Source organism: Streptomyces sp. NPDC006235, from assembly GCF_040613735.1.
Taxonomy (GTDB): Bacteria; Actinomycetota; Actinomycetes; order Streptomycetales; family Streptomycetaceae; genus Streptomyces.
Window position 1 is genome coordinate 233,745 of the sequence record NZ_JBEXSR010000004.1, and the last position, 23,238, is coordinate 256,982.

The 23,238-nt window shown below is 72.1% G+C and carries 20 protein-coding genes and 1 riboswitch; of the genes, 8 read left to right on the top strand and 12 right to left on the bottom strand.

Annotation, left to right across the window (positions count from 1 at the left end):
* Positions 1–3: 3 nt before the first annotated feature.
* Positions 4–657 (bottom strand): response regulator transcription factor, encoded by a 654-nt coding sequence (locus ABZ192_RS07085; protein WP_016432179.1) that lies wholly within the window; start codon positions 655–657, stop codon positions 4–6.
* Between the two features lie 410 nt (positions 658–1,067).
* Here ABZ192_RS07085 and ABZ192_RS07090 point away from each other — a divergent pair, with 410 nt between their 5' ends.
* Positions 1,068–1,241, top strand: a complete 174-nt coding sequence (locus tag ABZ192_RS07090; protein WP_010035018.1) for a hypothetical protein — start codon at positions 1,068–1,070, stop codon at positions 1,239–1,241.
* 66 nt (positions 1,242–1,307) lie between these two features.
* Here ABZ192_RS07090 and ABZ192_RS07095 read toward each other — a convergent pair whose 3' ends face one another.
* Positions 1,308–2,123, bottom strand: a complete 816-nt coding sequence (locus ABZ192_RS07095; RefSeq protein WP_356923498.1) for an inositol monophosphatase family protein — start codon at positions 2,121–2,123, stop codon at positions 1,308–1,310.
* A gap of 8 nt (positions 2,124–2,131) precedes the next feature.
* Positions 2,132–3,259 (bottom strand): ferrochelatase, encoded by a 1,128-nt coding sequence (locus tag ABZ192_RS07100; protein WP_356923499.1) that lies wholly within the window; start codon positions 3,257–3,259, stop codon positions 2,132–2,134.
* A gap of 158 nt (positions 3,260–3,417) precedes the next feature.
* Here ABZ192_RS07100 and ABZ192_RS07105 point away from each other — a divergent pair, with 158 nt between their 5' ends.
* The 3 genes from ABZ192_RS07105 to sepH all read left to right on the top strand — a co-directional run bounded on the left by ABZ192_RS07105 (position 3,418) and on the right by sepH (position 7,363).
* A complete protein-coding gene (locus tag ABZ192_RS07105; protein WP_356923500.1) occupies positions 3,418–4,656 on the top strand; it encodes an MFS transporter in 1,239 nt (412 codons plus the stop codon).
* Positions 4,616–5,935 carry a D-arabinono-1,4-lactone oxidase gene (locus ABZ192_RS07110; RefSeq protein ID WP_356923501.1) on the top strand — a complete coding sequence of 440 codons (1,320 nt, stop codon included), beginning with the start codon at positions 4,616–4,618 and terminating at the stop codon, positions 5,933–5,935. The genes ABZ192_RS07105 and ABZ192_RS07110 overlap by 41 nt, the downstream gene beginning before the upstream one ends.
* A gap of 393 nt (positions 5,936–6,328) precedes the next feature.
* Positions 6,329–7,363, top strand: a complete 1,035-nt coding sequence (gene sepH / locus ABZ192_RS07115; RefSeq protein ID WP_356923502.1) for a septation protein SepH — start codon at positions 6,329–6,331, stop codon at positions 7,361–7,363.
* Positions 7,364–7,475: 112 nt separating this feature from the next.
* Here sepH and ABZ192_RS07120 read toward each other — a convergent pair whose 3' ends face one another.
* A complete protein-coding gene (locus ABZ192_RS07120; RefSeq protein ID WP_356923503.1) occupies positions 7,476–8,327 on the bottom strand; it encodes a sulfurtransferase in 852 nt (283 codons plus the stop codon).
* Between ABZ192_RS07120 and ABZ192_RS07125 the strand changes: the two genes are divergently transcribed.
* Together ABZ192_RS07125 and ABZ192_RS07130 are read left to right on the top strand one after the other, a co-directional pair.
* Positions 8,326–8,460 carry a hypothetical protein gene (locus tag ABZ192_RS07125; RefSeq protein WP_356923504.1) on the top strand — a complete coding sequence of 45 codons (135 nt, stop codon included), beginning with the start codon at positions 8,326–8,328 and terminating at the stop codon, positions 8,458–8,460. The genes ABZ192_RS07120 and ABZ192_RS07125 overlap by 2 nt on opposite strands.
* 138 nt (positions 8,461–8,598) lie before the next feature.
* Positions 8,599–9,402: a VOC family protein gene (locus ABZ192_RS07130; RefSeq protein ID WP_356923505.1), complete on the top strand. Its 804-nt coding sequence runs from the start codon at positions 8,599–8,601 to the stop codon at positions 9,400–9,402.
* A 41-nt stretch (positions 9,403–9,443) separates the two neighbouring features.
* Here ABZ192_RS07130 and ABZ192_RS07135 read toward each other — a convergent pair whose 3' ends face one another.
* The 4 genes from ABZ192_RS07135 to ABZ192_RS07150 all read right to left on the bottom strand — a co-directional run bounded on the left by ABZ192_RS07135 (position 9,444) and on the right by ABZ192_RS07150 (position 14,854).
* On the bottom strand, positions 9,444–10,094 hold the full coding sequence (locus tag ABZ192_RS07135) for a thymidine kinase (protein WP_010034989.1): 651 nt from the start codon (positions 10,092–10,094) through the stop codon (positions 9,444–9,446).
* A 57-nt stretch (positions 10,095–10,151) separates the two neighbouring features.
* Positions 10,152–11,345 carry a nucleotide pyrophosphatase/phosphodiesterase family protein gene (locus ABZ192_RS07140; RefSeq protein WP_356923506.1) on the bottom strand — a complete coding sequence of 398 codons (1,194 nt, stop codon included), beginning with the start codon at positions 11,343–11,345 and terminating at the stop codon, positions 10,152–10,154.
* Positions 11,345–11,941 carry a DUF5998 family protein gene (locus ABZ192_RS07145; protein WP_356923604.1) on the bottom strand — a complete coding sequence of 199 codons (597 nt, stop codon included), beginning with the start codon at positions 11,939–11,941 and terminating at the stop codon, positions 11,345–11,347. Before ABZ192_RS07145 ends, ABZ192_RS07140 begins: the two co-directional genes overlap by 1 nt.
* Before the next feature lie 90 nt (positions 11,942–12,031).
* Positions 12,032–14,854, bottom strand: coding sequence for a GNAT family N-acetyltransferase (locus ABZ192_RS07150; RefSeq protein ID WP_356923507.1), 2,823 nt, complete (start codon positions 14,852–14,854; stop codon positions 12,032–12,034).
* A gap of 176 nt (positions 14,855–15,030) precedes the next feature.
* Here ABZ192_RS07150 and ABZ192_RS07155 point away from each other — a divergent pair, with 176 nt between their 5' ends.
* Complete coding sequence (locus tag ABZ192_RS07155; RefSeq protein WP_003993478.1) at positions 15,031–15,312, top strand: HPr family phosphocarrier protein; 282 nt, start codon at positions 15,031–15,033, stop codon at positions 15,310–15,312.
* A 196-nt stretch (positions 15,313–15,508) separates the two neighbouring features.
* On the opposite strand, the gene ABZ192_RS07160 is transcribed toward ABZ192_RS07155, so the two are convergent.
* From ABZ192_RS07160 to ABZ192_RS07175, 4 genes are all read right to left on the bottom strand, one after another.
* Positions 15,509–16,204, bottom strand: coding sequence for a GntR family transcriptional regulator (locus ABZ192_RS07160; RefSeq protein WP_086559469.1), 696 nt, complete (start codon positions 16,202–16,204; stop codon positions 15,509–15,511).
* A gap of 187 nt (positions 16,205–16,391) precedes the next feature.
* Entirely contained in the window at positions 16,392–17,177 is a 786-nt protein-coding gene (locus ABZ192_RS07165) for a M23 family metallopeptidase (protein ID WP_356923508.1), read from the bottom strand.
* A gap of 13 nt (positions 17,178–17,190) precedes the next feature.
* A riboswitch (cyclic di-AMP (ydaO/yuaA leader) is annotated at positions 17,191–17,354 on the bottom strand.
* 192 nt (positions 17,355–17,546) lie between these two features.
* Positions 17,547–18,935, bottom strand: coding sequence for a pitrilysin family protein (locus ABZ192_RS07170; protein WP_356923509.1), 1,389 nt, complete (start codon positions 18,933–18,935; stop codon positions 17,547–17,549).
* Positions 18,932–20,329, bottom strand: a complete 1,398-nt coding sequence (locus ABZ192_RS07175) for a pitrilysin family protein (RefSeq protein WP_356923510.1) — start codon at positions 20,327–20,329, stop codon at positions 18,932–18,934. The genes ABZ192_RS07170 and ABZ192_RS07175 overlap by 4 nt, the downstream gene beginning before the upstream one ends.
* 441 nt (positions 20,330–20,770) lie before the next feature.
* Between ABZ192_RS07175 and ABZ192_RS07180 the strand changes: the two genes are divergently transcribed.
* Positions 20,771–23,227 (top strand): DNA topoisomerase IV subunit A, encoded by a 2,457-nt coding sequence (locus ABZ192_RS07180; protein ID WP_356923511.1) that lies wholly within the window; start codon positions 20,771–20,773, stop codon positions 23,225–23,227.
* The last annotated feature ends 11 nt before the right edge of the window (positions 23,228–23,238 follow it).

A 23,238-nucleotide genomic window follows, 5' to 3' on the forward strand; every position in this document is an offset into this window, starting at 1 on the left:
GTATCAGATCCGGTAGCCGGAGCCGGGGACGGTGACGATGACGGGCGGCTCGCCGAGCTTGCGGCGCAGGGTCATGACCGTCACACGGACGACGTTCGTGAACGGGTCGGTGTTCTCGTCCCAGGCCTTCTCCAGCAGCTGCTCCGCCGAGACGACGGCGCCCTCACTGCGCATGAGCACCTCCAGGACGGCGAACTCCTTGGGCGCGAGCTGGACCTCCTTGCCGTCGCGGAAGACCTCGCGGCGGTTGGGGTCGAGCTTGATGCCGGAGCGCTCCAGGACCGGCGGCAGGGGCACGCTGGTGCGCCGGCCGAGGGCCCGCACCCGCGCGATGAGCTCACTGAACGCGAACGGCTTGGGCAGATAGTCGTCGGCGCCGATCTCCAGGCCCTCCACCCGGTCGCTGACGTCACCGGAGGCCGTGAGCATCAGCACGCGCGTGGGCATGCCGAGCTCGACGATCTTGCGGCAGACGTCGTCGCCGTGCACGAGCGGGAGGTCACGGTCGAGGACGACCACGTCGTAGTCGTTGACGCCGATCCGCTCGAGGGCGGCCGCGCCGTCGTACACGACGTCGACGGCCATGGCCTCCCGGCGCAGCCCGGTGGCCACCGCATCGGCGAGCAGTTGCTCGTCCTCGACGACGAGTACGCGCACGTCCCTGGTCCTTCCTCATGTCCACCCGCGTAGCGCCGCACAGGCGCAGCCGGGCAGGGGTCTTCGACGGTCTGTTGGTGTTGCCCTCCATCCTGCCCTTTTCGGCCATAAGTCGGAGGTAAGGCGGGTGAGGGCGCTGGGCCCGATGCGGAATACGAGATTTTCTCCCGCGGTTAGGTTTCCACGGAAGGGAGCTTGGGGAGGACGGCTTTACATCCCACGATCACGCTCTGCTGGCACCGCACCACCGTGCGGTGCGCTTCAACCCGCTTCCGCAGGGCGGGCGTGGGTGTCCGGCACCGTCGCCGCCCAGCTGAGCGGCGCTGGGCATCCACCGGAGACGTGATCGTCCCTTCCGAACGGCACACCCCCGTGCCAACGACCCACGACCCAGGACGAGGGGGCGCAGCATGGACGCATTCACCGCAGGACTTCTGCAGCGCATAAGGGCGACCGAGTCCGATCTGTCCCGGGCTCGCGACGAGGGCGACGACTTCCTCGTCGAGGTGGAGCAGGGCGAGCTCGACGACCTGCGCCGCCTCGCGGCCGAGCACGGTGTGGAGGTCGGCGCGACGAGCGTCTGATCAGGCCGTACGGAGCGGGCCCCGGCGAATCCAGCGCCGGGGCCCGTTTTCGTCGTTCGGGGGGGGTCAGTCGTGCCAGGCGCCGAAGTCCTCCAGGAGGCGCTGGAGGGGCTCGAAGACGCCCGGGGTACCCGCGACTGTCAGATCCCCCGACGGGCGCTCTCCGGGGCGTCCACCGGTCAGCGCGCCCGCCTCCCGGGCGATCAGGTCGCCCGCCGCGAGGTCCCAGGCGTGCAGGCCGCGCTCGTAGTAGCCGTCGAGGCGTCCGGCGGCCAGGTCGCACAGGTCGACCGCGGCCGAACCGCCGCGCCGGATGTCGCGCAGCAGCGGGATCAGCCGCTGGGCGACCTCGGCCTGATGGGCGCGGACCTCGGCCACGTAGTTGAAGCCCGTCGAGACCAGGGCCTGGTCCAGGGGCGGCGCGGGGCGGCAGGCCAGCCTGCGCTCGCCGTCCCAGGCGCCGGTGGCCCAGGCTCCGCCGCCGCGCACCGCGTGGAAGGTCTCGCCGCGCATCGGGGCCGCGACGACTCCGACGACGGTCTCGCCGTCCTGCTCGGCGGCGATGGAGACGGACCAGGTGGGCAGCCCGTACAGGTAGTTGACCGTGCCGTCGAGCGGGTCGATGACCCAGCGGACGCCGCTCGTGCCCTCCGTGGCGGCGCCCTCCTCGCCGAGGATGCCGTCGTCCGGGCGGCGCTCGGCGATCAGGCCGGTGATCAGCTTCTCGGCCGCGATGTCCATCTCCGTGACGACGTCGATGGGGCTGGACTTGGTCGCGGCCACCGCGAGGTCGGCCGGGCGTCCGTCCCGCAGCAGCGCGCCCGCGCGCCGGGCGGCTTCCTGGGCGAGAGCGAGCAGGTCCTTGTGCAGGGGGTCGGTCACGGGGCTCCTCACGCGTAGGTGCTGTCGGCGCCCGCGGCGGCGGGGCGGGGGGCGCGGGCCGGGCAGCAGCCGACCGGGCACAGGTGGTGGCTCGCCCCCAGGGCGCCCAGGGCGCAGGGGGTGACCTCCTGCCCGCGCTCGACGGCGGCGCGCTCCACGACGAGCTCGCGGACCGCGGCGGCGAACCTCGGGTCGGCCCCGACGGTGGCCGAGCGGCGCATCGGCAGCCCCAGCTCCTCCGCCTTGGCCTTGGCCTCCGTGTCGAGGTCGTAGAGGACCTCCATGTGGTCGGAGACGAAGCCGATGGGGGCGATCACCATGGCCGGGACACCGGCCGCGTGCCGCTCCTCCAGGTGATCGCAGATGTCGGGCTCCAGCCAGGGGATGTGCGGGGCGCCGGAGCGGGACTGGTAGACGAGCTGCCAGGGGTGGTCGACGCCGGTGCGCTCCCGGACGGCGTCCGCGATCAGCCGCGCCACGTCCAGGTGCTGCCTGACGTACGCGCCGCCGTCTCCGTGGTCCTCGACGGGCCCGGAGGTGTCGGCGGAGGCCGTCGGGATCGAGTGCGTCGAGAAGGCGAGGTGCGCCCCGTCCCGGACGTCCTCGGGCAGCTCGGCGAGGGAACGGATCACCCCGTCGATCATGGGCTCGAGGAAGCCGGGGTGGTTGAAGTAGTGCCGCAGCTTGTCGACCTTCGGCGGCTCCAGCCCCTCGGCCCGCAGAGCCGCTAGCGCGTCGGCGAGGTCCTCGCGGTACTGGCGGCAGCCCGAGTACGAGGCGTAGGCGCTGGTGGCGAGAACCAGAATGCGGCGGCGGCCGTCGCGGACCATCTCGCGCAGCGTGTCCGTCAGATACGGCGCCCAGTTGCGGTTGCCCCAGTAGACCGGCAGGTCCAGGCCGTGGTCGGCGAAGTCCTTGCGCAGGGCGTCCAGCAGGGCGCGGTTCTGGTCGTTGATGGGGCTCACCCCGCCGAAGAGGAAGTAGTGCTGCCCGACTTCCTTGAGGCGTTCCTTGGGGATGCCGCGCCCCCGCGTCACGTTCTCCAGGAACGGGACCACGTCGTCCGGGCCCTCCGGGCCGCCGAAGGAGAGCAGGAGCAGGGCGTCGTAGGGGCTGACATCGCGCGCGTCTGGCATGAGTCGATCCTGCCACCCGGCACTGACAGCCGGGAAACGGCGGGTGACGCCTGCGCGCCGGACGGCCATAAGTGAGCCGTGACGGGTGCGTCGGGCGCACCCCGAGGCGTAATCTGTGCCGACTGCCTTCGCAGCTTACTGAGCCTTCCGGAGAGCCCGTGCCCAGCCCCTACCGCGCCCTGTTCGCCGCTCCCGGCAGCAAGAGCTTCTCCGCCGCGGGTTTCCTCGGCCGTATTCCGGTCTCGATGATGGGCATCGGCGTCGTCACGATGGTCTCCCAGCTCACCGGGCGGTACGGCCTGGCCGGTGCCCTGTCGGCCACCGTCGCGCTGGCGGCGGCGGTGGCCGGACCGCAGGTCTCGCGGCTGGTGGACCAGTACGGCCAGCGGCGGGTGCTGCGGCCGGCGACGCTGATCTCTCTGACCGCGGCGGCCCTCCTGCTGTTCGCGGCGCACTACGGATGGCCGGACTGGGTGCTGTTCGTGGCGTGCGCCGGCGTCGGCTGCGTGCCGAGTGTCGGCGCGATGATCCGGGCCCGCTGGGCGGCGCTGTACCGGGGCACGCCGCAGTTGCACACCGCGTACTCCTTCGAGTCCGTGGTGGACGAGGTGTGCTTCATCTTCGGGCCGATCATCTCCATCGGCCTGTCCACGGCCTGGTTCCCGGAGGCCGGTCCGCTGCTCGCCGCCTGTTTCCTGGCCGTGGGCGTCTTCTGGCTGACCGCGCAGCGCGCCACCGAGCCGGAGCCGCACCCGCGCGAGCAGCGCGGCGGGGGCACGGCCCTGCGCTCGCGGGGCCTTCAGGTCCTGGTGGCCACCTTCGCGGCGACCGGGGCGATCTTCGGGGCGGTCGACGTGGTCACCGTGGCCTTCGCCGAGGAGGAAGGGAACAAGGCCGCCGCGAGCATCGTCCTCGCGCTGTACGCGGCCGGTTCCTGCGTGGCGGGCATGGTCTTCGGACTGCTGCACTTCGCCGGGGCGCCGGAACGCCGGTGGTTGCTGGGCGTGTGTGCCATGGCCGTGAGTATGATCCCCCTCCTACTGGTCGGAAACTTGCCGTTTCTGGCCGTGGCGCTCTTCGTTGCGGGACTGTCCATCGCTCCGACGATGATCACGACGATGTCCCTCATCGAAGAGCACGTACCACGTGCGCAGCTCACCGAGGGCATGACCTGGGTGAGCACCGGGCTCGCGGTGGGGGTCGCACTCGGCTCCTCCGCGGCCGGCTGGGTGATCGACGCGGCCGGAGCACGTGCCGGGTACGGGGTTCCGGCGGTGGCCGGGGCCGTCGCGGTCGCGGTGGGTTTCCTCGGATTCCGTCGGCTCAAGCGGCCGGCTACGGGTCGGGGAGGCTCCGTTGAGCAGCACGGCGAACGGAAAAAACGGCACGTGGCGTAACTGGGGCGGCAACGTCTCCGCGCGGCCCGCGCGGGAGGTCACCCCGGCCTCCGTCGACGAGTTGGCCGCCGCCGTGCGGCGGGCCGCCGAGGACGGTCTGAAGGTGAAGGCCGTCGGCAGTGGGCATTCCTTCACGTCCATAGCCGCGACGGACGGTGTGTTGATCCGCCCTCAACTGTTGACCGGCATACGCGACATCGATCGCGAGGCCATGACCGTCACGGTGGAGTCCGGCACCCCGCTCAAGAGGCTCAACGTGGCTCTGGCGCGCGAGGGACTGTCGCTGACGAACATGGGCGACATCATGGAGCAGACGGTCTCCGGGGCCACCAGTACCGGCACGCACGGCACGGGCCGCGACTCCGGCTCCATCGCCGCCCAGATCAAGGGCCTGGAACTGGTCACCGCCGACGGCTCGGTCCTGACCTGCTCCGAGAAGGAGAACCCGGAGGTCTTCGCGGCCGCCCGCATCGGCCTCGGCGCCCTGGGCATCGTCACCGCGATCACCTTCGCCGTGGAGCCGGTCTTCCTGCTCACGGCCCGCGAGGAACCGATGCCGTTCGACCGGGTCCTCGCCGACTTCGAGGAACTCTGGGCGGAGAACGAGCACTTCGAGTTCTACTGGTTCCCGCACACCGGGAACACCAACACCAAACGCAACAACCGCAGCGCTGGCCCGGAGAAGCCGGTGCCGCAGCTCCAGAGCTGGTTCGAGGACGAGTTCCTCTCCAACGGGGTCTTCCAGGTGGCCAACTGGGTCGGCCGCGCGGTGCCCGCCACGATCCCCGCGATCGCCCAGATCTCCAGCAAGGCCCTGTCCGCGCGGACCTACACCGACATCCCTTACAAGGTCTTCACGTCTCCGCGCAGAGTGCGCTTCGTGGAGATGGAGTACGCCGTTCCGCGCGCGGCCGTCGTCGAGACGCTGCGCGAGCTGAAGACGATGGTCGACCGCTCCGGCCTGAGGGTCAGCTTCCCCGTGGAGGTGCGCACCGCCCCGGCGGACGACATCACCCTGTCCACCGCCTCGGGCCGGGACACCGCCTACATCGCCGTCCACATGTTCCAGGGCACGCCCTACCAGCGGTACTTCACCGCGGCGGAGCGGATCTTCACCGCCCATGAAGGGCGTCCGCACTGGGGCAAGGTGCACACAAGGGACGCCGAGTACTTCTCCCGGGTGTATCCGCGCTTCGCGGAGTTCGCGGCGTTGCGGGACCGGCTCGATCCTGATCGGCGGTTCCAGAACGACTACTTGCGGAGGGTTCTCGGGGCGTAGGGGACGCGCCGGGGGGGGTGGTCTTCACCACGTTCAAGATCACGGAAAGCGGGCAGCAGGCGGCCGAGTCCGCCCCCTTGCCAGAAGTTGGACGGCGCGCCAATCCACGCACGTGGCCCGAATGGAGTACTGTTGCGAGCCCTGGGTCCGGTCTCCCGCCAGGGGGTACGGGGCCTTTAAGGACCGCCGGGAGGGGGCTAGTTGCACAGGGTGACAGAGTTCGTCACTTAGCGTTGCGAATAGGTAACCGTGCCATAACGGCGATTCAGGGCCCGCGCCCGACACGCCGGGCAACTCGGCAAGGTTGTGGCAGGCTGCACCCGGGCAGGCCACACTCGACTAGCGGAAGCAGCGACGCACGTGACGTCGGCAGGCACCACCCGGGAGGTCCCCATGCCCGAACTGCGTGTCGTGGCCGTCTCGAATGACGGCACACGGCTGGTGCTGAAGGCTGCGGACAGCACGGAGTACACGCTTCCCATCGACGAACGGCTCCGCGCCGCCGTGCGCGGCGACCGTCCTCGCCTCGGCCAGATCGAGATCGAGGTGGAGAGCCACCTCCGTCCCCGCGACATCCAGGCGCGTATACGTGCCGGCGCGACCGCGGAAGAGGTCGCGCAGATGGCAGGCATCCCCGTCGACCGGGTCCGCCGCTTCGAGGGTCCGGTGCTCGCCGAGCGTGCGTTCATGGCCGAGCGGGCCCGCAAGACACCGGTCCGCCGCCCCGGCGAGAACTCCGGTCCGCCGCTGGGCGAGGCCGTGGCCGAGCGGCTGCTGCTGCGCGGTGCCGAGAAGGACACCGTGCAGTGGGACTCGTGGCGTCGCGACGACGGCACGTGGGAAGTCCTGCTGGTCTACCGCGTCGCGGGCGAACCGCACTCGGCGAGCTGGACGTACGACCCGCCCCGGCGGCTCGTCCAGGCCGTCGACGACGAGGCGCGCATGCTCATCGGTGAGACCGACGACCTGGCCGCGCCCGAGCCCAGCTTCCCGTTCGTGCCACGGATCGCCCGGCTGCCGCGCGACCGGCCGCTGGACCGTTCCGCCGACCGGGAGCGGCCCAGCCTTCCGGCGGCGGCGTCCGAGCCGGTGGAGGAGAGCACGGGTGAACGGGACTCGCTGACCAGCCTGCTGGAAGCGGTGCCGAGCTTCCGCGGTGACCTGGTGGTGCCGGAGCGCCCCGCGCCGGAGCCCGAGGAGGAGCCCGTCGCCGAAGCCGAGGAGGAGGAGCCCCCGGCTCCTGCGGCCTCGGCCGGTTCCGCCTACGCGGACGTCCTCATGCCGCGCTCCGTCGGCAGCCACCGCGACCGGCTCATCGGGGCCACCGACCGCCAGGCCGAGGCCGACGGCGTCCGGCCGGGCCGCAGAGCCGCCGTCCCGAGCTGGGACGAGATCGTGTTCGGGACGCGGCGCAAGAAGCAGGAGTAGCCGGATCGGTTGCACGAGAGCGAGGGCCGCGCTTTCCGGGGCGCGGCCCTCGCCCTCGTTCCGGGTCGCCGAGGAGGGCGCCGCCGGGTCACCGAGGACGGCTCCCGCCGGATTACTGGGGATCCGGTCCCACGGCCACCGGCCGGTCCGGGTCCGAGGACCACTCCGACCACGAACCCACGTACAGCTCCGCCGGAATGCCCGCGACCGCCAGCGCCAGCACCTCATGCGCCGCGGACACCCCCGACCCGCAGTACACGCCGACCCGCGCGTCCTCGGTCACGCCAAGCCCCTTAAAACGCGCGCGCAGTTCCTCGGCGGGGAGGAAGCACCCGTCCGCCCCCAGGTTCTCCGTGGTGGGCGCCGACACCGCCCCCGGGATGTGCCCGGCCACCGGATCGATCGGTTCCACCTCGCCCCGGTACCGCTCCCCCGCCCGCGCGTCCAGCAGCACCCCCGACCGTGCCAACGCCGCGGCGGCGTCGGCGTCGAGCAGGCCGGCCGCTCCGGGCTCGGGCACGAAGTCGCCCTCCGCCGGAGTCGGCACGGTCTTCTCCAACGGCCCCTCCCAGGCCGGCAACCCGCCGTCGAGGACGCGCACGTCCGGGTGACCCGTCCAGCGCAGCAGCCACCACGCGCGGGCCGCCGCCCAGCCCTGGCCGCCGTCGTAGACGACCACCGGCGTCCCGGCCGACACGCCCGCCCGGCGCATCGCGGCACCGAAGCGCGCGAGGTCGGGCAGCGGATGCCTGCCGCCCTCCCCCGGCGCCGAGGCCAACTCCCGGTCCAGGTCGACGAAGACGGCCCCCGGAAGGTGCCCTTCCTCGTACGCGGCCCGGCCGTCGTACGGCGGCTCACCGGTCGCCTTTGCCATGGTGAGCTGCCAGCGGACATCGAGCAGGACGGGCGGGTTGGCACCCGTCAGCTCGCTCGCGAGATCGGATGCGGAGATGATGGCGTTCATGACTCCATCCTCGCGCACAGGGGTGGCCGAGCCGTCCGGCTCCGGCTACTGTGCTCGGCCGGAGCGGGACACTCACGCGCTGTACGGGAACAAGCACATGCCGTACGGGAACAAGCGCATGCTGTACAGCTGAACGACGGGTGCCGACAAGCGCGCCGCACGGGGCAGCGCACCGCACATCAGGCATTCTCCCGGACAGGGGCCGCCCCGCAGGGCGTTCCCCCGTGGGCTGCGACAGCGCGCCCACCTCGAGGCCGAGAAGAGAGTGACGATGACCGACGCACGGGAGTCCGCCGGCCCGAACGGCGCAAGACCCGCTCGGCACGCGCCCGGCACGCCCTGCTGGGTGAGCCTGATGGTGCACGGGCCGGCCGCGACCCAGGAGTTCTACGGAGCGCTGTTCGGCTGGGAGTTCCAGCCGGGCCCCCGGCAACTCGGCCCGTACGTACGGGCGCTGCTCGACGGACACGAGGTGGCCGGCATCGGGCAACTGCCGCCGGACCGTCATCTGCCCCTCGCGTGGACCCCCTACTTCGCCTCTCAGAACGTGGATCTGACCGCGGAGACGGTGCGCAGCTGCGGCGGCACGATCGGCGTGGGGCCGCTGGACGCCGCCGACGCGGGCCGCCTGGCGATCTGTTCCGATCCTTCGGGTGCGGTCTTCGGCATCTGGCAGGCCGCCGCCCACCACGGCACGGCCGTCTCCGGCGCCCCCGGCACGCCCGCCTGGAACGAGCTGCTGACCTTCGAGTCGGCGAGCGTCGCCAAGTTCTACCGGTCGGTGTTCGGCTACCAGGAGGAACCGGTGGTGTCCGCCGACCTCGACTACGTGACCCTGCACCTCGGGGGCCGGCCCGTCGCCGGCGTCCACGGGCTGGGGCAGGCCCTGCCCCGCGACCGGGGCCCGCACTGGGTGACGTACTTCCAGGTCGACGACGTCGACGACGCCCTGGACCACCTGGTGCATCTGGGCGGGCAGGTCCTCAAGCCGGCCCACGACACGGCGCACGGCCGGGTGGCGATGGTGGCGGACCCGGAGGGGGCGCGGTTCGCGCTGGTGCGACGGCAGCGCTGACGCTCTGCCGACCTGCCGGGGAGAAGGGCACCGCCCGGTGGTCAGGAGGACGACACCGGCAGCACGTCCGGGGACAGGGCCGCCGCGCGGGCCGTCGCCGAGGTCATGCGGCGCCTGTGGTGGCGGCGGCACAGAACCTCGTAGCCGACCTCGTCGGCGGAGTGGGTGACGTCTCCGACGACCACCTGGGCGCCCTCGACGACCATGACGCCGCCTATCGTGCGGGCGTTGTGCGTGGCCCGGGCGCCGCACCAGCACAGGGCCTCGACCTGGAGCACCTCGACCCGGTCGGCCAGTTCCACCAGCCGCTGGGAGCCGGGGAACAGCTTGGAGCGGAAGTCGGTCGTGATGCCGAAGGCGTAGACGTCGAGGCCCAGGTCGTCGACCACCCGCGCGAGTTGGTCGATCTGCTCCGGCGCGAGGAACTGCGCCTCGTCGGCGATCACGTAGTCCGCGCGGCCGCCCTGCGAGAGGTGGTCGACGAGGTAGGCGTAGAGGTCCTGGCCGTCCTCGACCTCCACCGCGTCCGTGACCAGGCCGAGGCGCGAGGACAGCTTGCCCTCGCCGGCGCGGTCGTCACGCGAGAAGATCATGCCCTGCAGCCCGCGCGCCGAGCGGTTGTGCTCGATCTGGAGAGCCAGCGTCGACTTCCCGCAGTCCATCGTTCCGGAGAAGAACACCAGCTCGGGCATGTCGAGTTGAGCACCTTTCGGCGAGAGAGGACAGGCGTGAGAGATCGGGGCGGAGCTTCAGGAGCGTACTTCGAGCAGCGGGACCAACTGCTCGGCGGGGGTCATCGAACCGTGGTTGCCGACCATCGCCGACTCCTTCGGCTCCCGCTCGGAGGCGATGAGCAGGACGTCGTCGCGCGCGGCGGCGACCACGTCGCCGATCCGGCCGTACACCCGTTCGTCGATCTTCGGACCGAACCAGCCCGCCGCGATGGCCTCGTCGCGTGAGGCCACCCAGAACTGCTCGCCGAGCACCTCGCGCCAGCAGGTCAGGACGTCGCCGGCGGCACCGGGCACCGCGTAGACGTGCCGGGCGCGGCCCTCGCCGCCGAGCAGGGCGACTCCGGCGCTCAGCTCCCAGTCCTCGTCGAAGTCGATGCGGTGCTCTTCGTCGAAGGGCACGTCGATCATGCCGTGGTCGGCGGTGACGTAGAGGGCACTGCGCGGCGGCAGTTGCTCGGCCAGGCGCTGGACCAGGCGGTCGGCGTACATGAGCTGGCCGCGCCAGGTGTCGGAGTCGACTCCGAAGCGGTGACCGGCGCCGTCCACCTCGGCGAAGTACGTGTAGACCAGGGAGCGGTCGCCCGCGGCCAGTTGCTCGGCCGCCAAGTCCATGCGGTCCTCGCCGGTCAGCCGCCCCAGGAACGTTCCGCCACTGAGCGCGACCCTGGTCAGCGGGGTGTTCTCGAACGTCGGGGACGACACCTGCGCGGCGTGCACCCCCGCCTCGTGGGCCAGCTGGAAGACCGTCGGGTACGGCTGCCAGGGGCCGGGCGGGGTCCACGGCTGCCAGCGCAGCTGGTTCATCAGCTCGCCGGTGTCCGGGTTGCGCACGGTGTAGCCGGGCAGGCCGTGCATGCCGGGCGGCAGGCCGGTGCCGACCGAGGCCAGGGAGGTGGCCGTGGTCGCCGGGTAGCCGGCGGTGAGCGGACGCCCGGTGCCGCCGCGCGAGGTGGCGAGCAGGGACGTCATGAAGGGGGCGTCCTCGGGGTGCGCCCTGAGCTGCTCCCAGCCGAGGCCGTCGATCAGGAACACGCAGTTCCGGTCGGCGGGGGTCAGCTCGGAGATCGCGGCGCTCATGCCCGGTACGCCCAGGCCGGCGGCCAGCGTGGGCAGCAGGTCGGCGAGGGAGCCGCTGCCGTACTCGGGGGCTGGGGCGGAGGTGACGGTGAGCGGTTCGGGGTGCTGGTCCCAGGCCGTCTGGTGTGCCATCAGCGAGCGGTGTCCGCGGTCGCCTCGGAGAGCGCCTGCGCGAAGGCGAGCGCCTGGCGTACGGTCTCCGGTCCGTCCCCCGCCTCGCTGACGCGCAGGCTGAGGTCGTCCGCCGTCGAGTTGCCCGTGTAGCCGTGGTCCGCCTCGCAGTTGGGGTCGCCGCAGGCGGCCGGCTCCAGGTCGATGCGGGAGACGGCGCCCCAGCCGATGGTGAGGACGACCTCGCGGGGCAGGGTGCCCGGCTTGTACGACTCCGGGTTGGCGACCACGCGGCTGACCACGATCGACGAGATCCGGCTCATCTTCACGGACTCCGTCGACGTCGTGGCGTACGGCGTCGGGGAGGTGCTGTCGGCGGACTGTTCGTCGGTGTGGCTGACGATGAAGCGGTGGTCCGTGAGGACGAGCACCGTCACATGCCGCCGTACCTCGTTCTGGTCGAACGTCGTCTCCTGGTGGACCAGGTACGACCGGACGGGCTCGCCGCCCACAGCGGCTTCCACCGCCTCGGCCACGAGGGCCGGGTAGTAGCCGCTGCGCTCGATCGCCGCCCGCAGCCCCTGGGTCGTCGTACTGGTCTTGGCCATGACGCCCATCCTACGGGGGCCCACTGACTGCGAGGCACCGCTCGCCCCCTGTCAGTACCGCGGGGAGGGCCCGCGTCAGTACAGGGGGAGCGTCCGCGGTCAGTACGCGGGGAGGGTCCGCGGGCCGAGGTCGTCCCGGGCGGGCGGTGGTGCGAGGCGGACGGATGCGCCCAGGACGCTCAGGCCGTGCGAGGCGACGATGACCGGCTCCAGGGTGACCGCGACGACCTCGGGGTGGTCGTCGACCAGCCGGGACACCCTCAGCAGCAGCTCTTCCAGGGCACGGGTGTCGGCCGGTGCGGAGCCGCGCCAGCCGAACAGCAGGGGCGCGGTGCGGATCGAGCGCACCAGCGAGGTCGCCTCCTTGTCGGTGACCGGGATCAGCCGGTGGGCCGTGTCCCCGAGCAGCTGCGAGACGGCCCCGGCCAGCCCGAAGGAGAGCACGGCCCCGGCCGCGGGGTCGATGACGGCCCGGACGACGACGTCCACGCCCCGCGGCGCCATCCGCTGCACGACGGGACGCAGCTCCTCCGGTGCTCCGAAGAGCTCGGTCAACTCCGTGTACGACCTGAGCAGTTGGTCCTCGTCCGCGAGGTCGAGGCGTACGCCGCCCAGGTCGGCGCGGTGCCGCAGGTGCGGGGCGGTGGCCTTGAGGGCGACGGGGTAGCCGAGCGTGCGGGCGGCCTCGGCGGCCGCGTCGGTGGTCGGGGCGGGCAGGGCCCGGTGGACGTCGATGCCGTAGTGGCCGAGCAGGTCGCAGGTCTCGTCCGTGCCGAGCGTGAGTCCCTGCCCGCGCGCGAGGAGGCCGTCGATCAGCGCGGCGGCGCCCTTCTCGTCGATGTCCTCGTACTCGGGCACCTTGCCGGGGTCGGCGGCGCCGCGCCGCCACTGCGCGTAGCCGACGGCCTGTGCCAGGGCGCGGACGGCGCGCTCGGCGGCGGGGTAGGCCGGGATGAGGTGCTCGCCCTCGGGGGCCTCGGCGGCGGGGAGTCGTTCTTCGGTGGATGCCGGGCGAGGGGCGATGTGGGGAGGATGGTCCGTCTCGGCCTGCGGTGCCGTGCTCGCCGCCGCCGACAGGGCCTCCGCCAGGCCGCCGAGCTCCACGTGCACCACCAGGACCGGCTTGGCCGGAGCCGCGGCCGCCGCCGAGCGCAGCGCCTGCGCGAGGGCCGCGTCCGCGACCGAGCCCTCCCCTACCGCCGGTATGGCGGTGACGACGACCGCGTCGCACTCGTCGTCGGCCAGTGCGCGCGCCAGGGCCGCGTGGAAGTCCGCGGCGGAGGCGGCCGTGGTCAGGTCCTGCGGGGCGTGCGGACGCAGGCCCTCGGCGAGGCAGGCGTCGTACGTGAGCAGGCCGAGCGACTCGGAGTTGCCGAGGATCGCCACCCGGGGCCCGGCCGGCAGCGGCTGGCGGGCGAGGAGCAGCCCGGCGTCCACCAGCTCGGTGATGGTGTCGACCCGGATGACGCCGGCCTGCCGCAGCAGCGCGGAGACCGTCGTGTGCGGCAGCCGGGTCGCCCGGACGGCGTGCCCCTGGGGCGCGGCCGCGTGCCGTGCGCCCTGGACCACGACCAGGGGCTTCGCCGCCGCCGTCCGGCGGGCGAGGCGGGTGAACTTGCGGGGGTTGCCGATGGACTCCAGGTACATGAGGACGACGTCGGTGTCCGGGTCCTCGTACCAGTACTGCAGGACGTCGTTGCCGGAGACGTCGGCCCGGTTGCCCGAGGAGACGAACGTGGAGACGCCGGTCACGCCCGTGACGCCGCCGCCGCGCCGGTGCAGCCGGGACAGCAGGGCGATGCCGATGGCACCGGACTGGGCGAACAGGCCGATCCGGCCCGGGCGCGGCGTCTCGGGCGCGAGGGAGGCGTTGAGCCGCACCCGCGGGGAGGTGTTGATGATGCCGAAGGCGTTCGGCCCGATGATCCGCATGCCGTAGGTGCGCGCCTGCCGCACGAGCTCGCGCTGGCGTTCGCGCCCCTCGGTGCCGCTCTCGGCGTATCCGGCGGAGACGACGACCAGCCCCTGCACGCCGTGTTCGCCGCACTCGGTGACGACCTCGGGCACGTGGTCGGCCGGCACGGCGACGACCGCGAGGTCGACCGGGCCGTCGATGTCCCGCACCGAGCGGTGGGCGGGGACCCCGTCGAGCTCCTTCTGTCCCTCGGGCAGTGCCTTGTTCACGGCGTAGAGGCGGCCGGTGTACCCGGCGTCGCGGATGTTGCCGAGGACACTGCGGCCCACGCCTGCCGGGGTGCGCCCCGCTCCGATGACGGCGACCGAGCCGGGCGCGAGCAGCCGCTGCACGGACCGGGCCTCGGCGCGGTGCTCGCGCGCGTACTGCACGGCGAGGGAGCGGTCGGTGGGTTCGAGGTCGAACTCCAGACGGACGACACCGTCCTCGAAGCTGCGCTTCTGGGCGTACCCGGCGTCCGTGAACACCTTGATCATCTTGTTGTTGGCGGGCAGCACCTCGGCTGCGAAGCGGCGGATACCGCGCTCGCGGGCGACGGCGGCGATGTGTTCGAGGAGGGCGGAGGCGACGCCCCGGCCCTGGTGGGCGTCCTGCACCAGGAAGGCGACCTCGGCCTCGTCGGCGGGTGCGGACGCGGGCGTTCCGTCCGCGCCGATCCGGTCGTAGCGTACGGTGGCGATGAACTCGCCGCCGACTGTGGCCGCGAGTCCCACCCGGTCCACAAAGTCGTGGTGCGTGAAGCGGTGGACGTCCTTGGCGGACAGGCGAGGGTACGGCGCGAAGAAGCGGTAGTACTTCGACTCGTCGGAGACCTGCTCGTAGAAGCTGACCAGGCGCTCGGCGTCATCAACGGTGATGGGCCGGATGCGCGCGGTGCCACCGTCGCGCAGCACCACGTCGGCTTCCCAGTGGGCGGGATACTCGTGCCGGTCCGGCGAGGTCTGCATGGGCCCCAGAGTACGTCTGGCGTCTGACAACGGCGCGAGGCAGTCTGTGGAGGGCGTCAGTCGGGTCGAGGCCGCGATCCGACGGCACCCCGGGCGGTACACCAGGACCGCTCCGGCGCAGCTTCACGTATGGGAAGCTGGTCTAGACAACCCTGAAAACCGAAGGGCAGCAACACATGGCTGAGCGCCGCGTCAACGTCGGCTGGGCCGAGGGCCTCCACGCCCGCCCCGCCTCCATCTTCGTCCGAGCCGCCACGGCCGCAGGCGTCCCGGTGACGATCGCCAAGGCAGACGGCAACCCCGTCAACGCGGCCTCCATGCTGGCCGTCCTCGGCCTCGGTGCCCAGGGCGGCGAGGAGATCGTCCTCGCCTCCGACGCCGAGGGTGCGGACGCCGCCCTGGACCGGCTGGCGAAGCTGGTCTCCGAGGGTCTCGAGGAACTGCCCGAGACCGTCTGAGCATTCTTCCGCGTCTGATCCGGTACCCCTGGGTCCGGCGCAACCAGAAGGGCTCGTCCGAATTCACCGGGCGAGCCCTTCGCCATTCCCGGCCGCGGATCGCCATTTCCGGTCACGGACGGCCGTCCATTTCCCGTTCCCGGGCAGCAGAAATAATCCCCCGAGAATTACCTGCTCTTTGTATACGGCTCTCGTGTTAATGCCGCAGGCTTGCCGTGTTTACGGGATGTTGCGAGTTCCTCACACGCTCGGCGCGCTCCCCGGCGGAGCCGAAACGCAGCCGGTGCGCGGCCGTCGCGCGCTCGGTGTGCAGCGCCGTGACCGCCCGCGCGCGCTCACTGTCCCCGCGCGCCACCGCGTCCACGATCGCGCCGTGCTCGGTCCAGGACTCCACGGGCCCGGCCGGCGCCTCGACGGTGTACATCCAGGCGATCTTGTGGCGGAGCTGGGTCAGCATCGAGGTCAGCGCGGGGCTGCCGGAGGCCTGTGCGAGCGTCTCGTGGAACCAGCCGCCCAGGGAGCGCAGGTCGTCGCTGTTGCCCCGGCGGGCGCGCTCCTGGCCGAGCCTGACCAGGCCGCGCAGGACCTTCAGATGGGCCTCGGTGCGGCGCTGGGCGGCGCGGGCCGCTCCGAGCGGCTCCAGCAGCAGCCGCATCTCCAGCAGGTCGGCGGCCTCCTGCTCGGTGGGTTCGGCGACGCACGCGCCCGCGTGCCGCCGGGTCACCACGAAACCCTCGGCCTCCAGGGTGCGCAGGGCCTCCCGGACGGGGACGCGCGAGACACCGTAGCGGCGGGCGAGGAGTTCCTCGGTCAGCCGGCCGCCGCGTTCGTAGACACCCGCGACGATGTCGTCCCGGATGGCCGTGCACACCGAGTGCGCCGGAATGCGCATGACCGACCTCCGTTTAATCCCCGTGAAACGTCGACGAGTGACACGTGTTCCGTGACTCTATTGCAATGAGCCGGAATTTCCGACGGCAGACCGGAATCCAGGGATATTTTTTGGACAGCCGGGCGTCACAAACGCCGAAAGCCCCGGCTCGGGGAGCCGGGGCCTCGGGAAGCGGAGTGGTACGCCGTCAGATGCTCACGCCGTGCGAGCGGAGGTAGGCGACCGGGTCGATGTCCGAGCCGTACTCGGGGCTCGTACGGGCCTCGAAGTGCAGGTGCGCACCGGTGACGTTGCCGGTCGCGCCGGACAGGCCGATCTGCTGTCCGGGGGTGACCTTCTGGCCGACCGAGACACTGATGGACGACAGGTGGCCGTACTGGGTGTACGTGCCGTCGTTCATCTTGATCACGATCTGGTTGCCGTAGGAGCCGCCCCAGCCGGCCTCGACGACCTCGCCCATGCCGACCGCGTGGACGGAGGTGCCGCTGGCGGCGTGGAAGTCGACACCGGTGTGGCTGCCGGAGGACCACAGGCCGCTGCTGGCCTGGTAGGCGGTGGAGACGTACGAGCCGGAGATCGGGGGCACGAACGTGTTGAGCCGCTTGCGCTCGGCCTCGCGGGCGGCGCGCTCCTTGGCCTCGCGGGCCTTCTCGGCGGCCTCCTTGGCCTCCTTGGCCGCCTCGGCGGCCCGCTCGCGGGCGGCCTCCTCGGCCTTCTTCTTGGCGGCGGCCTCCTCGGCGGCCTGCTTCTGGGCGGCGGCCTGGGCGTCGATCTGCTGGGCCACGGTGTCGCCCATGGTGACGACGGGGGTGAGTCCGGTCTGCTCGACGGCGGGCTCTGCGGCGAAGGCCGGGGCGGCCACGGTGCCGATGACGCCGGTGGTGGCGAGGGCCGCGACGCCCGCTGCGCGGGCCGTGCCGCGCTGCATACGGCTGGGACGACGGTGCTTCCCGGTGGCGCGGGTGAACGCCATGGAGTGCCTGGTCCTTTCCTTCCTTCTCGCCTACCGGGTTAGCTGACGGGTTCGGAGCAGGAAGGTCTCCTACGGACCCCCTCGCGGCTCGCGCGGGCGTCCGATTCACCCCAGGGACTGCGGTGGGTCCCCGGCTCCCCTGGCTCGCGCCGTACGGGGACTCGGCGATGACTGTCCGGTGCCGCGGGTGCGGCGCACTGCCTGACGAACAGCCCGGACGAACCTAAGCGGGGCCACTTTCAATTCCCAAACGGATCCCGGTTTTTGTAGCGCATCCCACAGGGCAGACAGGCAACCTCCGCACCAATTCGGGCATAAAGGAGCCCTAGTGCCTTAGAAGACAACCAGGGCCCCTGCGCGCGTGTGCTCCTACTCGGCGGCGACGACCGAGACTTCGCCGATGCCCAGGGCCTCGGCCGGGGCCTTGATCTGCGCCGCGTCACCGACGAGCACGGTCACCAGCCGGTCCACCGGGAAGGCGCTGACGGCCGCCGCGGTGGCCTCCACGGTGCCGGTCGCGGCGAGCTGCCGGTACAGCGTGGCCTGGAAGTCGTCGGGCAGGTGCTGCTCGACCTGGTCGGCCAGCGTGCTCGCGACGGCCGCCGCCGTCTCGTACTTCAGCGGCGCCACGCCCACCAGGTTCTGCACGGCGACGTCCCGCTCGGCGTCGGTCAGCCCCTCGGCGGCGAGCGTGCGCAGCACCGTCCAGAGGTCCTGGAGGGCGGGGCCGGTGTTGGGCGTGTCCACGGAGCCGCTGATGGCGAGCATCGCGGCACCGGTCCCGTCCGGGGCGGACCTGAGGACCTGGCCGAACGCCCGCACCCCGTAGGTGTAGCCCTTCTCCTCGCGCAGCACGCGGTCCAGGCGGGAGGTGAGGGTGCCGCCGAGGCAGTACGTCCCGAGCACCTGCGCGGGCCACACGCGGTCGTGCCGGTCCGGGCCGATCCGGCCGATCAGCAGTTGCGTCTGGACGGCGCCGGGGCGGTCCACGATGACGACCCGGCCCGTGTCGTCGGCGGTCACCGGCGGCACCGGGCGCGGCTCGGCCGCGGAGCCGGTCCAGGCGCCCAGCGTGTCGCCGAGCAGGGCGTCGAGGTCGATGCCGGTGAGGTCGCCGACGACCACGACCGTGGCCGTGGCGGGCCTGACGTGCCTCTCGTAGAAGGCGCGTACGGCCGCGGAGTCGATCGCGGCGACCGTCTCCTCGGTGCCCTGGCGGGGCCGCGACATGCGCGAGTCCGCAGGGAACAGCTCCTTGGAGAGCTCCTTGGCGGCACGGCGGGCGGGGTTGGCCAGCTCGTGCGGGATCTCGTCGAGGCGGTTGCGCACCAGCCGCTCGACCTCGCTGTCCGCGAACGCGGGGGCCCTCAGGGCGTCGGCGACCAGGCCGAGCCCCTTGGCGAGCCGGGAGGCCGGCACCTCCAGGCTGAGCCGGACGCCGGGGTGGTCGGCGTGCGCGTCGAGGGTGGCGCCGGCGCGCTCCAGCTCGGCGGCGAAGTCCTCGGCGGAGTGCTTGTCGGTGCCCTCGGAGAAGGCCCGGGCCATGATCGTGGCCACGCCGTCGAGACCGGCCGGCTCGGCGTCCAGGGGTGCGTCCAGCAGTACCTCCACGGCGACGACCTGCTGGCCGGGGCGGTGGCAGCGCAGGACCGTCAGGCCGTTGCCGAGCGTGCCGCGCTCGGGGGCCGGGAAGGCCCACGGCTTGGCGTCGCCCGCCTGCGGCTGGGGGTGGAAGTCCATCGTGGCGAGCTCGGTCACTTGGCCGCCTCCTCGTTCTCGTTCAGGGCCGCGGCTGCGGTGTCGTCGGTGGTGTCGGCGTCCTCGGCGGTCTCCGCGTCGCCCGTCTCGCCGGCGACGGGCTCGTAGACGAGCACCGCGCGGTTGTCGGGCCGCAGGCGGGCCTTGGCGACCTCCTGGACCTCCTCGGCCGTCACCTCCAGCACGCGTTGCACGGCGGTCAGGGCGAGCTGCGGGTCGCCGAACAGGACGGCGTACCGGCACAGTTCGTCGGCGCGGCCGGCGACCGTGCCCAGCCGGTCCAGCCACTCGCGCTCCAGCTGGGCCTGGGCGCGCTCCATCTCCTCGGCCGTGGGGCCCTCCTCGGCGAACCGGGCGAGCTCCTCGTCGATGGCGGACTCGATGACCGGGACCTCCACGTCACCGGACGTCTTCACGTCCAGCCACCCCAGGGAGGGCGCCCCGGCGAGCCGCAGCAGGCCGAAGCCTGCCGCCACGGCCGTACGGTCGCGCCGCACGAGGCGGTTGTACAGGCGGGAGGACTCGCCGCCGCCGAGGACCGTGAGGGCCAGGTCGGCCGCGTCGCACGCGCGCGTGCCGTCGTGCGGCAGCCGGTAGGCGGCCATCAGGGCGCGCGCCGGGACCTCCTCCTCGACGACCTCGCGCAGCTGCTCGCCGATGATCTCCGGCAGCGCGCCGTCGCGGGGCGCGGGCTTGCCGTCGTGGCCGGGGATGGAGCCGAAGTACTTCTCGATCCAGGCCAGGGTCTGCTCCGGGTCGATGTCGCCGACCACGGAGAGCACGGCGTTGTTCGGCGCGTAGTAGGTGCGGAAGAACGCGCGCGCGTCCTCCAGGGTGGCCGCGTCCAGGTCGGCCATCGAGCCGATCGGCGTGTGGTGGTAGGGGTGGCCCTCCGGGTAGGCGAGGGCGGTCAGCTTCTCGAAGGCGGTGCCGTAGGGGACGTTGTCGTAGCGCTGGCGGCGCTCGTTCTTGACGACGTCCCGCTGGTTTTCCATCGACTCGTCGTCGAGCGCGGCCAGCAGGGAGCCCATGCGGTCGGCCTCCAGCCAGAGGGCGAGCTCCAGCTGGTGGGCGGGCATGGTCTCGAAGTAGTTGGTCCGCTCGAAGCTGGTGGTGCCGTTCAGCGAGCCGCCGGCGCCCTGGACGAGCTCGAAGTGGCCGTTTCCCTTGACCTGGGCGGAACCCTGGAACATCAGGTGCTCGAAAAGGTGAGCCAGGCCGGTACGCCCCTTGACTTCGTGGCGCGAGCCGACGTCGTACCAGAGGCACACCGCCGCGACCGGGGTCAGGTGGTCCTCGGAGAGCACCACGCGCAGGCCGTTGGCCAGGCGGTGCTCGGTCGCTGTCAGGCCCCCGGAGCCTGCCTGGGCTGTGGCCGTGTGACCCATGGGCATGTACGTCCCTTCGATCGCGGCGCGGTCGCTCGAACCGCGGTTTTCCTGGCGAGTCCTGCCACTGTATGCAAGCGTGCGGGGCCCTGGTGAAGTTCCCGGGGGGCGTACGCGGAGAGCGTGAGAGGGAAGCGGCCGGGGCGGTGCGCGGTGGTGACGGCGGGCCGGTCCCGGGGCCGGGAGAAGACCGGCGGAAGACCCCCAAAGCCGCCGGCCCGACCGGGCGGCCCGCGGCGCTCCTCCGGCAGCGTCCGGTCCTCCGCCCGAGCCCGGCGAGCGGCATCCTCGGCCCGGGTACGAACCCCTGCCGGGGAGGCCGTAGACCGGGTCCTGGTCCCGTGCCGGGGAGGCCGTAGACCGGGTCCTGGTCCCGGTTGTCAGTGCGGCGGTCCACAATGGTCGGCGTCAGATCTCGTTCAACGCTTCAGCAAGGAGCCGGCAGCGATGGCCCGCCGCAGCACGAAGACCCCGCCGCCCGACGACTCGTACGAGGAGAGAATCCTCGACATCGACGTCGTCGACGAGATGCAGGGCTCCTTCCTCGAGTACGCGTACTCGGTCATCTACTCCCGCGCCCTGCCCGACGCGCGCGACGGTCTCAAGCCGGTGCACCGCCGCATCGTCTACCAGATGAACGAGATGGGCCTGCGCCCCGAGCGCGGGTACGTCAAGTGCGCCCGCGTCGTCGGCGAGGTGATGGGCAAGCTGCACCCGCACGGTGACGCGTCGATCTACGACGCGCTCGTGCGCATGGCGCAGCCCTTCTCGATGCGCGTCCCCCTGGTCGACGGCCACGGCAACTTCGGCTCGCTGGGCAACGACGACCCGCCGGCCGCCATGCGGTACACCGAGTGCCGGATGGCCGAGGCCACGAGCCTCATGACGGAGTCCATCGACGAGGACACCGTCGACTTCAACCCGAACTACGACGGCCAGGAGCGGGAACCGGTGGCGCTGCCCGCCGCCTTCCCGAACCTCCTGGTCAACGGCGCCTCGGGCATCGCGGTCGGTATGGCCACGAACATGCCGCCGCACAACCTGCGCGAGGTGATCGCCGCCGCCCGCCACCTGATCAGGTACCCGAACGCCGATCTCGACGCCCTGATGAAGCACGTGCCGGGCCCCGACCTGCCCACCGGCGGCCGGATCGTCGGCCTGTCCGGCATCCGGGACGCGTACGAGACGGGCCGCGGCTCGTTCAAGATGCGCGCCACGGTGTCCGTGGAGCCCGTGACGGCCCGCCGCAAGGGCCTCGTGGTCACCGAGCTGCCCTTCACGGTCGGCCCGGAGAAGGTGATCGCCAAGATCAAGGACCTGGTGGGCTCGAAGAAGCTCCAGGGCATCGCCGACGTCAAGGACCTCACCGACCGCGAGCACGGGCTGCGCCTGGTCATCGAGATCAAGAACGGCTTCGTGCCGGAGGCGGTCCTGGAGCAGCTGTACAAGCTGACGCCGATGGAGGAGTCCTTCGGCATCAACAACGTCGCCCTGGTCGACGGCCAGCCGCTCACGCTGGGTCTGAAGGAGCTGCTGGAGGTCTATCTCGACCACCGCTTCACGGTCGTGCGGCGGCGTTCGGAGTTCCGCCGCACCAAGAAGCGGGACCGGCTGCACCTGGTCGAGGGTCTGCTGACGGCCCTGCTGGACATCGACGAGGTCATCCGCCTCATCCGCTCCAGCGAGAACTCCGCGCAGGCGAAGCAGCGCCTGATGGAGCAGTTCTCGCTGAGCGAGGTGCAGACGCAGTACATCCTCGACACGCCGCTGCGCCGCCTGACCAAGTACGACCGCATCGAGCTGGAGACCGAGAAGGACCGGCTCAACGCGGAGATCGAGGAACTGACCCGGATCCTCGACTCGGACACGGAGCTGCGCAAGCTGGTCTCCACGGAACTGGCCACGGTCGCCAAGAAGTTCGGCACCGACCGGCGGACGGTCCTGCTGGAGTCGGGTGGCGCCACGGTCGCCACGGTGCCGCTCCAGGTGGCCGACGACCCGTGCCGGGTGCTGCTGTCCTCGACGGGTCTGCTGGCCCGTACGGCGAACGGCGAACCGTTCCCGGAGGACTCCGGCGCCAAGCGCGTCAAGCACGACGTGATCGTCTCGGCGGTGCCCGCCACCGCCCGCGGCGAGGTGGGCGCGGTCACCTCGGCGGGCCGGCTGCTGCGGCTGAACGTGATCGACCTGCCCCAGCTCCCGGAGTCGATGCCGGCGCCGAACCTCGCGGGAGGCGCCCCGCTGGCCGAGTTCGTCTCCCTGGAGGACGACGAGACGGTCGTCTGTCTGACGACGCTCGACGAGTCGTCGCCCGGCCTGGCGCTCGGCACGGCACAGGGCGTCGTCAAGCGCGTGGTGCCGGACTACCCGGCCAACAAGGAAGAGCTCGAGGTGATCACCCTCAAGGAGGGCGACCGGATCGTCGGCGCGGTCGAGCTGCGCACCGGCGAGGAGGATCTGGTCTTCATCACCGACGACGCCCAGTTGCTGCGCTTCCAGGCGTCCCAGGTCCGGCCGCAGGGCCGCCCGGCCGGCGGCGTGGCCGGCATCAAGCTCGCCGAGGGCGCGAAGGTCATCTCGTTCACGGCGGTGGACCCGGCGGTGGACGCCGTCGTCTTCACCGTCGCCGGCTCGCGGGGCACGCTGGACGACTCCGTGCAGACGACGGCCAAGATGACCCCGTTCGACCAGTACCCGCGCAAGGGCCGCGCCACCGGCGGCGTCCGCTGCCAGCGGTTCCTGAAGGGCGAGGACTGCCTGTCCCTGGCCTGGGCGGGCCCGGCCCCGGCGCTCGCCGCGCAGAAGAACGGCACCCCGGCCGACCTCCCGGAGATGGACCCGCGGCGTGACGGCTCGGGTGTGTCCCTGGCGAAGACGGTGGCCGTGGTGGCGGGGCCGGTCTAGAGCCGTCCGGC